The sequence below is a fragment of the Selenomonas sp. oral taxon 138 str. F0429 genome (assembly GCF_000318175.2).
Lineage (GTDB): Bacteria > Bacillota > Negativicutes > Selenomonadales > Selenomonadaceae > Centipeda > Centipeda timonae.
Window position 1 is genome coordinate 269,722 of record NZ_KB290930.1, and the last position, 15,920, is coordinate 285,641.

Genomic DNA, 15,920 nt, shown 5'->3' on the forward strand with positions numbered 1-15,920 from the left:
TGATTTTATATGGAATCGATGATTCGCGATATTAATCTGGCACCGTCCGGTCATGCAAAGATCGACTGGGTCAAGCGCTTTATGCCGGTGATGGCGGCTGCCGACAAGGAGTACTCTGTGACCAAGCCGTTTGCCGGCATCAAGATGGTCATTACGCTGCATCTCGAGGCAAAGACCGCCTATATGGCGACAATTTTCAAGCATGCAGGTGCGGATGTCGCTGTCACGGGCAGCAACCCGCTGTCCACGCAGGACGATGTTGCCGCGGCGCTTGTGGAGGAGGGCATCCATGTCTTTGCATGGCACGGATGCACGGAGGAGGAGTATGATGTATTCCTCAACCGCGCACTCGATATCAAACCGGATATTGTCATCGACGACGGCGGCGATCTGGTTGATATGCTGCATACGACGCGCCGTGAGCTGCTTCCATCCCTCATCGGCGGTTCAGAGGAGACGACCACAGGCGTTCATCGCCTGAAGGCGCTCGAGCGTCAGGGAAAACTTGAATTCCCGATGATTGCGGCAAATGACGCATACTGCAAATACCTCTTTGACAACCGCTATGGCACGGGGCAATCCACATGGGACGGAATCATGCGTACGACGAATCTCGTCATTGCAGGCAAGACCGTTGTCATCGCCGGATATGGCTGGTGCGGCAAGGGTGGTGCCATGCGTGCGCGCGGACTCGGCGCGAACGTCATCATTACGGAGGTCGATCCGATCAAGGCAATCGAGGCCGTTTTTGATGGCTTCTATGTCATGCCGATGGATGAAGCCGCAAAGGTTGGAGATATCTTCCTGACGCTCACGGGAAACAAGGACATCCTTTGCAAGCGTCACTTCGATGTGATGAAGGACGGCGCAATGATGGCGAACTCCGGACACTTTGACGTTGAGATCAACATTCCGGAGCTGACAGAGGGCTCCGTGTCCAATGATATTGTGCGCGACAACATCAGAGAGTTCGTCCAGCCGGATGGACGCCGTCTCTATCTTCTCGCTGAGGGGCGTCTGGTCAACCTTGCGGCAGGAGACGGGCATCCCGCAGAGATCATGGATCTCTCCTTCGGTGTGCAGTTCTTCTCCGCCCTCCATCTAGTGCGGCATGGCCGCGAGATGAAAAAGGGCGTCCACCTCATGCCGGATGAGATCAATGTCGAGATTGCAAATATCAAACTGAACTCGCTTGGCGTTTCCATTGACGAGCTGAGTGCGGAGCAAAAAGAATATCTCGGGCTGGCATAGGAGAGTGTGCATTGAATACGCTGATTAAGAACGTCACTGCGCTTCTGCCTGACGGAACGACTGCGATTGCCAATATCGCCATTACGGATGATCGCATCACGGCTGTTGGAGATGTACCGCATGACTTTCACGCAGACAAGGTCATTGATGGTACGGTGCATTTTGCAATCCCCGGCCTTGTGAATGCGCATACACATGCATCGATGACCCTCCTGCGCAGCTATGCAGACGATATGAAGCTCATGGACTGGCTGGAGCAGATGATCTGGCCGGTCGAGGCAAAACTTCGCTCCGATGATATCTACTGGGGTGCAATGCTTGCCGCCGTCGAGATGATTCGCAGTGGAACGACGTGCTTTGCCGATATGTATGGACCTGATATGGAGCGCGTTGCCGAGGTGGTCGAGCAGTCGGGGATGCGCGGCGTGCTTTCGCGCGGTCTCATTGGCGTTGCGACGGACGGTGACAAGAAGCTGGAGGAGAACGCCGCCCTCTATGAGAATTTTCACGGTGTGGCTGACGGTCGCATCACCGTGATGTTCGGGCCTCATGCACTCTATACCTGTCCTCCTGACTATCTACAGAAGGTTGCGGAGAAAGCGCAGGCGCTTGGTGCCGAAGTCCACATTCATATGTCGGAGACTGTGGGCGAGGTGGAGAACTGTATCAAGCAATATGGAAAACGCCCCTTTGCACACGTCGCCTCCACGGGATTGTTTGAAAACGGGACGCTTGCTGCGCACTGCGTCCACTTGGATGATGAGGATATTGATATAATCAAGAAGTATCATATTCGTGTCGCCCATAACCCAGGCAGCAATATGAAGCTGGCAAGCGGAACGGCGCCGGTGCCGCGCCTCTTGGAAGAGGGGATCTGTGTCGCGCTCGGCACAGACGGCGCGTCCAGCAACAACAATCTGGATATGCTGGATGAAGTTCAGCTCGCCGCGCTTATGCACAAGGTACACACCCTGGATCCTCTTGCTGTTCCCGCACTGACTGCGGTGAAGATGGGAACGGAGTATGGTGCACAGGCGCTTTCGCTCCATGATGTTGGTCGTCTGCAGGCGGGGGATAAGGCAGACATCGTACTCTTTTCCATGCATGGGGCTGCATGGACACCCTGTTATAACCCCGTGTCACTTCTTGCGTATTCTGCGAAATCCTCATCTGTCGATACGGTCATGGTCGACGGCAAGATTCTCATGGAGAACGGTGTGCTCAAGACGCTTGACGAGGAACGCATCCTGTACGAGGCGCAAAGAGTTGCAGATCGGCTGACAAAATAGTATACTGACATATGGACAAATGATTTTTGCTATGCCTCCGCTCTCTGAGGGCGGGGGCATAATGTGATATGGAGGGATTCTTTTTGGGAAAGAAAAGTTCTGGCCGACGAACGTCGCGGTCGGTTCCTGCCAAGCGAAGGAACACGGCGCCAAACGGATCAGGACGGAAGTATGAACTCATAGGACTTATCCTTCTTGCTTTTGCACTTCTTTCAGGGATCGGTATTCTCGGGCTGAATGTCGGCTTTGTCGGCTTCTTTTTTGCAGATTTCTTTCGCTATTTTTTTGGCTGGGGCGCTCCCTTTGCCATTCTGCTTATCGCCCTGATCAGTCTGCAGTATATTATCCATCATCGCGGTTTGCTCTATACAAAAAAATTCTTTGGTGTCATCGGCCTGTTTATTTCTCTGCTTGCCGTATGGCATCACTTTGTCATCCCTGTGGATGAGGAAATACTTCCACAGAACCTTGCAGACGGCGGGGGATTGATCGGCGGAGCATTCCTTCTGCTCCTGCGCTCCTGCTTTGGTGTGGATGGTGCCATTATTTTGCTGAGCACAATCATTGTCGGATCGGTTCTCCTGTCTACGACATGGTCGCTTGCCTCAGGTTATATGAAAACGAGGGAGCAGGCAAAGAAAGGGGCAAATGCGGCGGGTGCTGTCCTTCATACAACGCGTGAAAAAGTAAGTGCCGCAGCAGAAAAAATCGAGACAAAAACGGCAGCAATCGTCAGTGATACACTGTCTGCTGCCCCATATAATCAGGAAAAAGATCCAATGTTTTTGGAGGAGTCTGCACCTGTGCAGGAACAGGTGCCAGATCCGCCTGTTAGCGAGCCGCCCATTGCAAATTCTGTCGAGGAAGAACCTGAAACAGCGTCGGTGCAGGTTACGGAGATTACCATGCCGAATGAAACGCTGCCATCAGATACAACCGAAGAAACCTCTTCCGCGCCGTTTCCGATTGACTATGGGACTGTCGAAGAAGCACCACATGATGAAATTATTATCTCGCAGGGGGACGTTCCTCCTGTTGCAGATATTACAGTCACTGATGAACAGGAGTTTATGCAGGACGAGATAGAACCTCAAATGATGATTCCAACGGAAGAACAGGAATCTTCGTTTGAGCAGGATATAATCTCTCCGGATGCATCATCTGAAAACGACCATGAAGATCAGGCTGAGGCTCTGCCATCTGTCTCAGTTCCTCCAACCCATCTTCCTCCAGAGGCAGAGGAGGGCGGTCAGCATCCCTATGAAATTCCAAAGGTTACGCACATCCTTTCGAAGCATATCAAGAAAGAGAACGCATCGTTGGCGCAGGAAATTGAAGAGAATGCGCGTATCTTGCAGCAGACACTCGAAAGCTTTCACGTGAACGCGAAGGTCATCAGCGCATGCCACGGACCTGCAGTGACGCGTTATGATCTGGAGCCGGCGCCCGGCGTCAAGGTGAGCAAGATCACGAATCTCGCGGAGGATATCGCGCTACAGCTGGCAACATCCTCTGTTCGTATTGAACCCGTTCCCGGAAAAGCCGCGATTGGCATCGAGATACCCAACCGCACGCTTGAGGGCGTTCAACTCCGTGAAGTTTTGGAAAATCCTCAGTTTCAAGAGGCATCGTCCAAACTCACAGTTGGGCTGGGTATGGACATCAGCGGGCAGGCAATATTTGCAGACATCGGCAAAATGCCGCACCTTCTGGTTGCAGGTGCGACGGGTTCAGGAAAATCCGTCTGCATCAACACGCTGATCTCAAGCATCCTGTTCAAGGCAACACCCGATGAGGTGAAGTTCATTCTGATCGATCCGAAGATGGTGGAGCTCTCGAATTACAACGGAATACCGCATCTCATGGTGCCTGTTGTGACCGATCCGAAGAAAGCCTCCTCTGTGCTGAACTGGGCGGTTCAGGAGATGGAGAAGCGCTATTCGATCTTTGCAACGCACGGCGTTCGGGATATTAAATCTTTCAATCGGCGCTATGCGGAAGAGACAATGCCCTTCATCGTCATTGTCATCGACGAATTGGCTGATTTGATGATGGTTTCGCCCAAAGATGTGGAGGACGCCATCTGCCGTATCCTCCAAAAGGCACGCGCTGCCGGCATACACATGATTCTCGCGACGCAACGCCCGTCCGTCAACGTCATCACGGGCATCATTAAGGCGAATCTGCCGTCCCGTATTTCCTTTGCTGTTTCGTCACAGGTGGATTCCCGCACCATATTGGATCGCGGCGGAGCAGAGACCTTGCTCGGCAAAGGGGATATGCTGTTCTCGCCGCAAGGCGTCTCCAAGCCGATTCGTGTGCAGGGGGCGTTCATCAGCGATGAGGAAGTCGAGATGCTCTTGGATTACATTCGTGCACAAGGGCAGGAAATCTGTGAAAACGAGGAGCTCATTGACTTCATGGAGAGCGAGGCGGAGGAAGAGGACAGATCCGAGGACGATGAACTTCTCGTAAAGCAGGATAAACTGCTTCCCGATGCTGTCGATCTGGTCATGTCCACAGGACAGGCATCCACCTCGAGCATTCAGAGAAGGCTAAGTGTCGGATATTCTAGAGCGGCTCGATTGGTCGACACAATGGAAGAGCTGCGTATCATCGGCCCGAGCGCCGGAGGAAACAAGCCCCGTGAGATTCTGATGACCTCGGAGCAGGCACAGGAACTCTTGAAAAGCGTCATGTGATATGGGAATTTAGTGTATGTATACCGTTTCACGGGACTGGGGATTCTTGTCTTTTTGCTAAATTTTGTGCTATACTTACGCACACTCAGTTCTTTAAGAACATAGCTTTAGGAGGGCGATTACGTTGAAATATATGACTGGAAATGAGCTGCGAGAAGCATATCTTCAGTTTTTCGCAGAGAAAAAAGACCATCTTCGGTTGTCCAGTTATTCTCTTGTCCCGGACAATGATCCCACATTGCTCTTGATCGGCGCCGGTATGGCACCTCTGAAGCCGTTTTTCACGGGCAAGATGAAGCCCCCCCGCAATCGCATTGTCACCTGTCAGCGCTGTGTTCGTACAGGCGATATCGAGAATGTCGGCCGTACCGCACGACATCAGACCTTCTTCGAGATGCTTGGAAATTTTTCCTTCGGAGATTATTTCAAGCAGGAGGCAATTCCTTGGGCTTGGGAGTTCCTGACCGAGGTTGTCGAGCTTCCCAAGGACAAGCTGTGGGTCTCCATCTATCCGGAGGATGATGAGGCGCGTGAAATCTGGCTGAAAGAGACGGATGTAAATCCCGACCATATTGTCGCGTTGGAGGACAACTTTTGGGAGATCGGTCCCGGTCCCTGCGGCCCCGACTCTGAGATCTACATTGATCTCGGTGAGGAGAGGGGATGCGGTGAGCCGACATGCGGTATTGGCTGTGACTGTGACCGCTTCCTCGAAATTTGGAATCTCGTCTTTACGCAGTATGACCGCACGGAGGAAGGCGAGTATAACCTTCTCGCGCACAAGAATATTGATACGGGCTGCGGTCTGGAGCGTCTTGCCTCTGTTGTGCAGAACAAGAGGACGAATTTTGAGACGGATCTTCTCTATCCAATCATTGAATATACGTCTAAAATTGCAGATGTACCCTATGGCACAGATCCGAAAAAGGATATTTCCCATAAGGTGATTGCCGATCATGCTCGCTCGGTTTCCATTATGATTATGGATGGCATTCTGCCTTCGAACGAAGGTCGTGGTTATGTCCTCCGCCGTACGCTGCGCCGCGCAATTCGTCATGGGCGCATGCTTGGCATTACGAAGCCGTTTCTTGACGGTGCGGTCGATGCCGTTGTCGAGATCTTCCGTAACGCGAAGGACTTCAGAGAGATTCTCGCAAAACAGGATTATATCAAGCGCGTGATTCGTGTCGAGGAGGATCGTTTTGCCTCGACGCTGGCACAGGGCATTGAACTACTGAATGAAGAGGTAGCACGCCTGAAGGACGCCCACGAGACCGTTCTGCATGGTGAGGTTGGCTTCAAGCTCTATGATACCTACGGTTTCCCGCGGGAACTCACCGAGGAGATCCTGCACGAGAATGGAATCACGCTCGATGGCGAGGGCTTCCATCAGGAGATGGAGAAACAGCGTACCCGCGCAAGAAGTGCGCGTGCGGAAAATCAGGCGGTCTCCGTTCCGGATTTGTCAGGCGTAGATACCGGAAGCCTGACCGAGGATGCAGATGCGGTGAAAGCCACAGTCGTTGCGATTTGGCGCGATGGCGGGCTTGTGGATGCCCTGCACGATGGTGAGAGCGCAGGGGTCATTCTCAGTACGACGCCGTTCCATCCCGAAGGCGGCGGACAGGTCGGGGACGAGGGCATTCTGCGCAGCGAGCTCGGCTATCTATCCGTCAGCAATACGAAGCGTCTGCCCGATGGGACAATCTATCATGTGGCATACGTCGAGGAAGGACAGATCCAGCGCGGCGACGCTGTAGACATCTGCCTTGATGCGAAGAAAAAACTTTCGTCTGCGCGGAATCACACCGCAACGCATCTGCTGCAGGCAGCACTGCGCCGCGTTGTGGGTGAGCACGTACAGCAGGCGGGGTCGCTCGTTACCCCCGAACGCCTTCGCTTTGACTTCACGAATTTCGAGCCTGTGACGGAGCAGCAGCTGCGCGATGTCGAGGAACTTGTCAACGAGGAGATTCTGCGCTCGAATGATCTCCACATTTCTATGATGCCGATTGATGAGGCAAAGGAACTGGGCGCTATGGCACTCTTCGGCGAGAAGTATGGGGATGTGGTACGTGTCGTTAGCGTTCCGGATTTCAGCATCGAGCTGTGCGGTGGCTCCCATGTGAGCAACACGGGACAGATCGGTCTGTTCAAGATCGTCAGTGAGTCCGGCGTTGCAGCAGGTGTGCGACGTATTGAGGCAATCACGGGACGGGCAGCATTTGCATATGCAGCAGAAATGTCCCGTATGGTTCAGGAACTCTCGTGTAAGCTGAAAACGAGGTCGGAGGATCTTGTCTCTCAGGTGGATAAGTTCATAGATGAGAGAAAGTCCATGCAGGAACAGCTGCGTAACTTTGCCACCTTCCGCGATCAGGCAGATGCGCAGAAGCTCCTCATGGGAGTCCAGAACATTGGCGATTTCCATGTAGTGGTTGGCAAAGCCAATGTTGACTCGATGGATGAACTACGCAAGATTGCAGATCTGACATGCGAGAAGCTTGAAGCGGGCATCGTCGTGCTCGGAGCAATCATCGAGGATAAGGTCAGCCTTGTCGTCAAGGCCGACAAAGCTGCCGTACAGATGGGTGCTCATGCGGGCAATATCATCAAGGAAGCGGCGAAAGCGGTTGGCGGCGGTGGCGGCGGACGTCCTGATATGGCACAGGCAGGCGGAAAGATTCCTGCGCAGCTGCCGCAGGCGTTTGAAGCGGCGGTTGCGGTCATCCGTCGGCAGATCTCTGCCTAATCGAAGGTGTTTATTAGGCTGTCACAGCGTTGACAGCCTTTTTTCATAGGATCAGCAGCCATGGAAATTGACATCACAAATTTTCTAAAGAAGAGAGCACTCCTATTCTTTGTCGTCTTTCTCATATTCATACTGTTCATCTCCTTCTTTCTGCTCCGTGGAACAGGGCGGACAGGCGAATTCACTATCTCCAATGCCCGCCTCGTATTTGAGCAGCAATCCATACAGGCACCGCATCCGCTCCTTGTGCAGGACGTGCATATCACAGAGGGAGACTCTGTGCAGCAGGGAGAGGCGCTTCTCAGCATACAGAACATCGTATCGGATGAAGAGCTTCTGCGTTTACAGAAAAACGCAGACCTTGCGCGCATGAATCTTGCACAAATTCAAACCGGCTTTATCGATACATTGTCCAATCAATCTCCCGAGGCGCAGGAGGAGTTGGAGGCCGCACGGCGACGGATGGAGCGAATGAATGAACTTTATGAAATGGGGGCAGTCAGTGCAGCGAAGCGAAATGAGGCTGCTGCTGCATATGAACAGGAGAAGGCTACACTCGGCAGTGTAAAAGCGGTCAGGAGAGCGGATCCGAAGGCTGTGCAGGTGGCAGAGGAGCAGATGAAAAAAGCGGAGCTTGCATTGGAGAAAGCGCGCAATACAGGTATCACAGAGCTTTATGCACAACGCACGGGGATCATCTCAAAAGTCTCTGTAAAGGCAGGGGATATACTTGCCGCAGGCGATGATATTCTAGCGCTCAATATCACAGACCATTGTTGGATTGAAGCAAGGCTATCAGAAGAAGAGGCACGACGTGTCTACTTAGGTCAAATTGTACGATATGAAATCAATGGTCTGCATTTGGAGGGAACGGTAGAGGAGATTACGGACATTGTGACAGAGCAGGCGGATGATAACGGAGCAGTCGAAAAATGTGTTCGCATATCAGTACCTCAAGAGAATGCATCAATAGGTGAATCAATATCTGATATCATATTACACTTCTCTTCCTAACCTGCTGCAAGGATGCGCCTTTTCGCTCGTCCTATTCTGTGTTATACTGTGAACGAATCAACGATATGAACCGAAGTGTTCATGAGAGGGATCTGTTATGGTAAATCAAAAATTGAGAGATGATCTGACCGATCAACTTTGTCGTGCTGTTCTTTCACTGGAAACGATGGAAGAATGCTATCAATTCTTTGAGGATGTCTGCACCATCGGGGAGCTTCGTGCCATGGCGCAGCGTCTGGATGTTGCGCGTATGCTGCACGAGGGCTTCACCTATGATGATATTGTCGCACAGACGGGTGCCAGTACGGCAACGATCAGCCGCGTGAAGCGCTGCCTGAACTATGGAGCAGATGGATATACGCTTGTGCTCAAAAAAGGTATTTCCACGCCTCCCGATGATAAGGAGAAAGCATGATGAATCCCGAAAAACTCATCTTGGAAACGCCCTATGGAACGCGGGATCTCCTGCCGAGAGATGCCGCGGAGATGCGGCATATGGAGAACATGCTGTCCTCTCTGTTCCGCTCTTGGGGATATGATGAGGTGGTCACGCCGACGATTGAGCATCTGGAGACATTGGCACCGCGCGTGCAGGAGGAAAACTCTCTCTTCATGCTCCTGGGCAATCAGAACAAGATCCTCGCCCTCCGCAATGAAATGACGACACCAATTGCGCGACTCGTCAGCAGTCGGCTGAAAGACGCGCCCGTCCCCTTGAAATTATCCTATATCGGCAATGTATTTCGTGTAGAGCAGACGCAGATGGGGCGTCAGTGTGAATTTCATCAGGCGGGCGTTGAACTCATGGGGAGCGAACGCCCCGCAGCAGATGCGGAGATTGTTTCACTTGCGATTGCCTCTGTTCTTGCCTGCGGCATCAAGGATTTTCAAATACACATGGGGCAGGTGGATTTCCTCGATGGTCTCCTGTCATACTTTGAGATTGATGAACAGCGCCAGCGGGAAATCAAGTCTGCGATTGAGCGTCACAATTTTGTTCTCATGGACAGTTTGATTGACGCCTTGCCGCTCTCAGAGCAGGACAGGGGAATGCTGAAGGAACTTCCCTTGCTCAATGGGCGGGAAGAACTTTTGCGCCGTCTCTATGATTTCCCACGCAATGAGCAAAGCCGACGTGCCATTGATAATTTGGCAGAAATCTATGCGCTGCTCAAATCCTATGGCGTGGCAGACTATGTGCGTTTCGATCTCGGTATTATCCGCGATTTCAACTATTATACGGGGATGGTCTTCGAGGGCTATTCACCGGGACTTGGCTTCCCCCTGTGCGGCGGAGGCCGTTATGACCGCCTCCTGACAGAATATGGACATCCGATGTCGGCAACGGGATTTGCGCTCGGCATGGAGAGAATCCTGTTGACACTCGACCGTCAGGGTATTCAGATTCCGTCTGTATCACGCGATGTTTATATCGGATATGCCGAACAATCCATCGGACAGGCAATCAGGCGGGCAATGGAGCTGCGTCAGACAGGAAAGATCGTCGAATTGGGGCTGAAGGGGCAGTCCTATGAGGAGGCAGAATCTTCCAGAGAAGCGCGCGGATATGCCACCCTTGAGTATTTCCAATGAGACAGCGCATACGGCAGTTTATACAGGCCGTATTCGGACGACTGAATGCGGAGGGGCACACTTTTATCCGCACTTATCTGAGCACTCCCGAACAGAGGCTGTTCTATGCGATGCATGAGGCGGATCAGCTGCACGCTTTTCGCGTTGCACTCACGGCAAAGGAGCTTTACGCAAAGCAGTCTCGTGACGATTCGGACGAATACATCCTCCTGATTCGCTGTTCGCTCCTCCATGATATAGGACGTGTCAAAGGGGATGCGGATATCTGGGGAAAGGTGCTAGCTGTCCTTTTCTATCGCTTCATTCCATCTCTGATTCCGTATTTTGTCCGAAAAAAAGACACGGCCAGTGTTTTCGGAAGAATAGGGAGGGCTCTTCATGTCCATATCAGCCATCCATATATAGGCGCTGACAAATTGCGCGCGATTGGCGCTGCTCATGTAGCCGAAATCATTCAGCACCATCAAAAAAAAGTAGCACCAGAGGATTCTCTGGTGCTGTCCCTGTTAAAGGCGGCAGATGCGCGCAACTAGAGGGTCAATAGCCACGCAGTTTGTCGACGACGTTCAGCATGCCGATGCGCTGCGGAAAGATTTGCAGATTGTTGCGGAATATCTTGAGCGATCGGTCTAAGTACATGGGAGATATTGCCGAGTAATGCGGCGTAATGAAGAGATTCGGCACGTCCCATAGCGGTGAATCCTCCGGCAGAGGTTCCGTCGTAAAGACATCGAGAGCTGCGCCGCGAATGCGTTTTTCTGTGAGTACCTTGATTAAATCAGCTTCCTCTACGACATCGCCTCGGGACACATTGATGAAAAAGGCATTTTCTTTCATCATGTTGAACGTACGGAGGTTGAACAGTTTTTTCGTCTGAGGTGTCAGTGGCAACGTGACGATAACGTAGTCCGCACAGGACAGTGCATCTGGCAGATGGTCAATGCTGAACAGTTGATCGACAAACGGCTCCGTGGATTCCTTCTGCTTCACAGCCACGATACGCATGCCCATGTTTTTGAGATGTTTTGCAATCTCCCGCCCGATGCTTCCCAGACCGATGATTGCAGCCGTTTTTCCAAACAGTTCATCGGCAGCACTCAAGCGCTTCCATGCGTGTGCCTTTTGGTTTTCCCACGCTTCGATGAGACAGCGGCTGGAGGCAAGCATTGTTCCGAGAACGTGCTCCGCCATCGGTATGCCGTGAATGCCGCGCGAATTTGTCAGCAAGATCTCGGATTGAGAGAACGATTTGTCTGAGAGCAGCTTCTCGACTCCGGCACTGTAGGTATGAATCCATTGCAGATGCGGCATACGTGGGAGAAATCTCTCCAAATCCATCTGTGCATCATAGCCCAGCAGGATGTTGACATCGGGAATGTCGTCTCCGAGTTCCGTTGGGCGGATACATCTGACATTGCAGTCGGCATAGCTCTGATACAGCAGTTCTATTTGTTGCTCGCTCAATCTCACCAATGATAGTATTTGAAGTGTCATCTGATACTCCTTTTCATGAGGATGAGTTTTTAGGTTTATATCGTCTATTCGAGATGAGTGCCAAAAATCCTCTTTAAGGAAGCATTGACCTATTACATACAACGTGGTAGTATACATCTGTATTAACTCTTTAATTGACTAAAGGATGCAAGGGGATTATATGGAACAACGTATTGATGATTATTTAACGATTGCATTGCCCAAGGGAAAACTGTTTTTGCTGTCCACGGATCTGTTTGAGAAGGTCGGGATTACTGCGGAGCATATGAGTGAAAAATCTCGTAAACTCATCATATCGAATGATGCGATCAAAGTGCGGTTCATCATCGCTAAGACTTCGGATGTACCGACTTATGTGGAATACGGCGCTGCAGATATTGGCATCATCGGCAAGGATGTGCTGTTGGAAGCGGGGCAGGATGTCTATGAACTGCTGGATCTTGGATTTGGGAAATGCCGTCTGATGATGGCTGTGCCGCGCAAGGAAAAACGCAGTTGTCTCACGGACTATGCACATACGCGCGTTGCAACGAAATATCCGCATATTGCGGAGAAATTCTTTGCGCAGCAGGGGATGCAGATGGAGTATATCAAGCTCAATGGCTCCATCGAATTGGGACCTATCGTTGGTTTGTCGGAGAGCATTGTCGATATCGTGGAAACAGGGACGACACTTGTCGAAAATGACTTGGAGGAGATTGTGCATATCATGGATGTAAGCGCACGTCTCATCGTCAATCGAGTCAGCTTCAAGCTGAAATTTGAGCGCATATACGGGATCGTAAATGATTTGAAACGCATTTTGGAAAGTGGGGAAGGCCGATGAATATCGTTTCTGTTGCAGATGTCGGAATGGAGGCGGCAGAACTTCTGCTTAAGAAGAAAGCCTTTGATGAACTCACGCTCAGTGACGGCATCCGCAAGAAGAATCAGGAGATATTTGGAGAAGATCTTTCTGCCACAGAACTCGTTCATCGCATTGTTCAGGAAGTTCGCCATGAGGGGGATCGGGCGCTTTTTCGCTATACCGAATTATTGGATCGGGTGGAACTAACCCATGGTAATCTTATGGTGTCGGAGGAAGAGTTTCTGTCTGCAGAGCGTGCTGCCGACCCGAAGATCGTTGCCTCGTTGAAAAAGGCGGCAGACAATATCTTTGCCTATCACGAAGAGCAGAAGCCGTGCTCATGGATGACCTATCGCGCACACGGTTCGATTCTGGGACAGGCAGTCCTGCCTCTCGCACGCATTGGCATCTACGTCCCGGGTGGTACGGCGGCATACCCGTCGTCCGTTCTCATGAATGCAATACCTGCCGTTGTCGCGGGCGTCGAGGAAATTATCATGTCCGTTCCGACAAAGGATGGCGTCATAAATCCGTACGTTCTTGTCGCAGCGCGTCTGCTCGGCGTAAAGAAGATCTTCAAGATCGGCGGCGCGCAGGCAATCGCGGCAATGGCGTATGGCACGGAGAGCGTTCCGCGTGTGGACAAAATTACGGGTCCCGGAAATATCTTTGTGACACTTGCCAAAAAAGAGGTGTACGGCCATGTAGATATCGATATGCTGGCAGGACCGAGTGAGATCCTCATTTTGGCAGATGAAAGTGCCTCCGCTGAATATGTTGCAGCCGATCTGCTCAGTCAGGCAGAACACGATCCTCTCGCATCGAGCATTCTCATCACCACTGATATGGAGTTGGCACAAGAGTCTCTGTCAGAGGTTCGGAAGCAGCTGGAAACGCTGCCGCGCAAGGATATAGCGCGCGCTTCGCTCGAGGGACACGGGCGCATCATCGTCACAGAAAATATGGATCAGGCGATACATCTTGCCAATGTGTCGGGACCGGAGCATATCGAGCTGCTTGTTGGAGATTCGTTCCATATCCTTCCAAAGATTCGCTGTGCCGGTGCGATTTTTCTCGGGCCGTATTCTCCCGAACCGCTTGGCGATTACTTCGCAGGACCGAATCATGTGCTGCCGACAGGCGGGACGGCGCGTTTCTACTCTGTGCTGAATGTGGAGACCTTTATGAAGCGTACAAGTATCATATCCTACACGCAGGAGGCTCTGAATGATGTGAGTGAGGACATCATCCATCTTGCCGAAACAGAAGGGCTTGATGCACATGCGCGTGCAATTCAGATGAGGAGGGGATGCTGATGCTGAACTACCGTGACGGATTGGCAGATATGCCCCTGTACGACACGCGCGAACAGGATTGGAACATCAAAGTAAACGCAAACGAATCTAATATAGGGTTGCCGCCGCTGGTTGAAGACCGCGTTATGACACGGCTGTCACGCATTGCATTTCCGCGCTATCCAAACGAAGAATATGATTTGCTCTGTGAGCAGATTGGAGAAGCGTATGGATATCGACGGGAAAACGTCATCATCGGGAATGGTTCCAGTGAAATCATAGAGAAGGTATTCCATGCGTTCGGCGGTAATCAGGAGCATAGGATCGTATATCCCAGCCCGTCCTTTTCCATGTATGCGATCTATGCTGCCGCTGCCGATGCCACAGGTGTACCTGTTCCTTTGCGACCTGATTATCAGCTTGATGTGGAGGCCTTTGTTCAGCAGGTCAATCAAAGTCAGGCATCTCTTGCCGTTATCTGCAATCCGAATAATCCAACGGGGCAGATATTGACGGCGGAGGAAGTCGAATATATTGCGTCGCATATATCCTGTGCACTCCTTGTCGATGAAGCGTATGCGGAATTCTGTGAGCACAGCGTCATAGCACTTTTAAAAAAATATCCTCATATGATGGTTGCGCGCACCTTTTCAAAAGCGTACGCACTTGCCTCCTGCCGTGTTGGCTACATGCTGGCACACGAGGATGTGATTGATATGCTTGCGAAGACATACATGCCGTATCATATGAATGTGCCGTCGCTGGTCATTGCAGATACCGTGTTTCAGATGCGGACGGAGTTTGAGCCGCAGATTCAAATGATCTGTGCCGAGCGTGAACGTATGCAGGAACGGTATCAAGCTCTTACAGGCTTGGCCGTCTATCCGTCCCATGCGAATTTTCTCCTGATTCATTACGCACAGGCAGAGGCGCTCAATGAAGACCTCATCAGATATGGGATCGGCGTGCGCAGCTTTGGAAAAGCCCCGGGGCTGGAAAATATGCTGCGCATCTCCATCGGACGAGCGGATCAAAATGACGAGGTATATCGCATCATCAAAGCCTTTGTGGAGGGACATTCATGAGCAGACGGTTTGCAGAGATACATCGCACGACAGCGGAAACGGATGTCGCAGTCTCCATTGATCTGGATGGTAGCGGAGTATCTGAGATCGATACGGGCATCGGTTTTCTTGACCATATGCTCACGCTGTTTGCTTCACATGGGCAATTCGATCTGAATGTCAAATGCGATGGGGACATCGAAGTCGACGGGCATCATTCGGTCGAGGACATCGGCATTACGATGGGGCAGGCATTCCACGAGGCCATTGGAGACAAGCGCGGCATATCCCGCTATGGATCGTTTTACCTCCCGATGGACGAGACTCTTGTGCTGGCGGTTCTGGATATCAGCGGACGTCCATTCCTCGTCTACGATCCTGGAGATGCACCCATGGCGCCCATGATCGGCGGATATGATACGGAGCTGACGGAGGAGTTCCTTCGCGCATTCGCGTTTCACGCGGGAATCACGCTTCATGTGAAGATCCTATATGGGACGAATTCACATCACAAGGTAGAGGCGGTCTTTAAGGCCGTTGCACACGCGCTGCGGGCTGCAGTGGGGAAAGATGAGCGACTGGGTGATTCGATTCCGTCTACTAAAGGCGTTTTGTAAGG

Annotated in this window: 13 protein-coding genes; 12 read left to right on the forward strand and 1 reads right to left on the reverse strand. The window is 51.8% G+C overall.

Annotation, left to right across the window (positions count from 1 at the left end; all coding sequences use genetic code 11):
* The first annotated feature begins 9 nt into the window (after nt 1–9).
* The 8 genes from HMPREF9163_RS02810 to HMPREF9163_RS02845 all read left to right on the forward strand — a co-directional run bounded on the left by HMPREF9163_RS02810 (nt 10) and on the right by HMPREF9163_RS02845 (nt 11,134).
* On the forward strand, nt 10–1,251 hold the full coding sequence (locus tag HMPREF9163_RS02810) for an adenosylhomocysteinase (RefSeq protein ID WP_009440138.1): 1,242 nt from the start codon (nt 10–12) through the stop codon (nt 1,249–1,251).
* An 11-nt stretch (nt 1,252–1,262) separates the two neighbouring features.
* Complete coding sequence (locus HMPREF9163_RS02815; RefSeq protein ID WP_009440139.1) at nt 1,263–2,540, forward strand: amidohydrolase; 1,278 nt, start codon at nt 1,263–1,265, stop codon at nt 2,538–2,540.
* A gap of 68 nt (nt 2,541–2,608) precedes the next feature.
* On the forward strand, nt 2,609–5,242 hold the full coding sequence (locus HMPREF9163_RS02820) for a DNA translocase FtsK (RefSeq protein WP_009440140.1): 2,634 nt from the start codon (nt 2,609–2,611) through the stop codon (nt 5,240–5,242).
* A gap of 133 nt (nt 5,243–5,375) precedes the next feature.
* Nucleotides 5,376–7,994, forward strand: coding sequence for an alanine--tRNA ligase (alaS, locus tag HMPREF9163_RS02825; RefSeq protein WP_009440141.1), 2,619 nt, complete (start codon nt 5,376–5,378; stop codon nt 7,992–7,994).
* A 60-nt stretch (nt 7,995–8,054) separates the two neighbouring features.
* Nucleotides 8,055–9,008 carry an HlyD family secretion protein gene (locus HMPREF9163_RS02830; RefSeq protein ID WP_009440142.1) on the forward strand — a complete coding sequence of 318 codons (954 nt, stop codon included), beginning with the start codon at nt 8,055–8,057 and terminating at the stop codon, nt 9,006–9,008.
* Between the two features lie 97 nt (nt 9,009–9,105).
* Nucleotides 9,106–9,423, forward strand: coding sequence for a YerC/YecD family TrpR-related protein (locus HMPREF9163_RS02835; RefSeq protein WP_009440143.1), 318 nt, complete (start codon nt 9,106–9,108; stop codon nt 9,421–9,423).
* Nucleotides 9,420–10,601 carry an ATP phosphoribosyltransferase regulatory subunit gene (gene hisZ, locus HMPREF9163_RS02840; protein ID WP_009440144.1) on the forward strand — a complete coding sequence of 394 codons (1,182 nt, stop codon included), beginning with the start codon at nt 9,420–9,422 and terminating at the stop codon, nt 10,599–10,601. Before HMPREF9163_RS02835 ends, hisZ begins: the two co-directional genes overlap by 4 nt.
* Complete coding sequence (locus HMPREF9163_RS02845) at nt 10,598–11,134, forward strand: HD domain-containing protein (RefSeq protein ID WP_009440145.1); 537 nt, start codon at nt 10,598–10,600, stop codon at nt 11,132–11,134. Before hisZ ends, HMPREF9163_RS02845 begins: the two co-directional genes overlap by 4 nt.
* Before the next feature lie 4 nt (nt 11,135–11,138).
* Here the strand turns inward: HMPREF9163_RS02845 and HMPREF9163_RS02850 are convergent, their stop codons facing one another.
* Nucleotides 11,139–12,095, reverse strand: coding sequence for a D-2-hydroxyacid dehydrogenase (locus HMPREF9163_RS02850; RefSeq protein ID WP_037345784.1), 957 nt, complete (start codon nt 12,093–12,095; stop codon nt 11,139–11,141).
* 160 nt (nt 12,096–12,255) lie between these two features.
* Here HMPREF9163_RS02850 and hisG point away from each other — a divergent pair, with 160 nt between their 5' ends.
* From hisG to hisB, 4 genes are read left to right on the forward strand one after another with little or no spacing between them, the layout of a single operon-like run.
* A complete protein-coding gene (hisG, locus tag HMPREF9163_RS02855; protein ID WP_037345787.1) occupies nt 12,256–12,921 on the forward strand; it encodes an ATP phosphoribosyltransferase in 666 nt (221 codons plus the stop codon).
* A complete protein-coding gene (gene hisD, locus HMPREF9163_RS02860) occupies nt 12,918–14,258 on the forward strand; it encodes a histidinol dehydrogenase (protein WP_009440148.1) in 1,341 nt (446 codons plus the stop codon). Before hisG ends, hisD begins: the two co-directional genes overlap by 4 nt.
* Nucleotides 14,258–15,322: a histidinol-phosphate transaminase gene (gene hisC / locus HMPREF9163_RS02865; RefSeq protein ID WP_037345790.1), complete on the forward strand. Its 1,065-nt coding sequence runs from the start codon at nt 14,258–14,260 to the stop codon at nt 15,320–15,322. The genes hisD and hisC overlap by 1 nt, the downstream gene beginning before the upstream one ends.
* Nucleotides 15,319–15,918 carry an imidazoleglycerol-phosphate dehydratase HisB gene (hisB, locus tag HMPREF9163_RS02870; protein WP_009440150.1) on the forward strand — a complete coding sequence of 200 codons (600 nt, stop codon included), beginning with the start codon at nt 15,319–15,321 and terminating at the stop codon, nt 15,916–15,918. The genes hisC and hisB overlap by 4 nt, the downstream gene beginning before the upstream one ends.
* Nucleotides 15,919–15,920 lie beyond the last annotated feature (2 nt).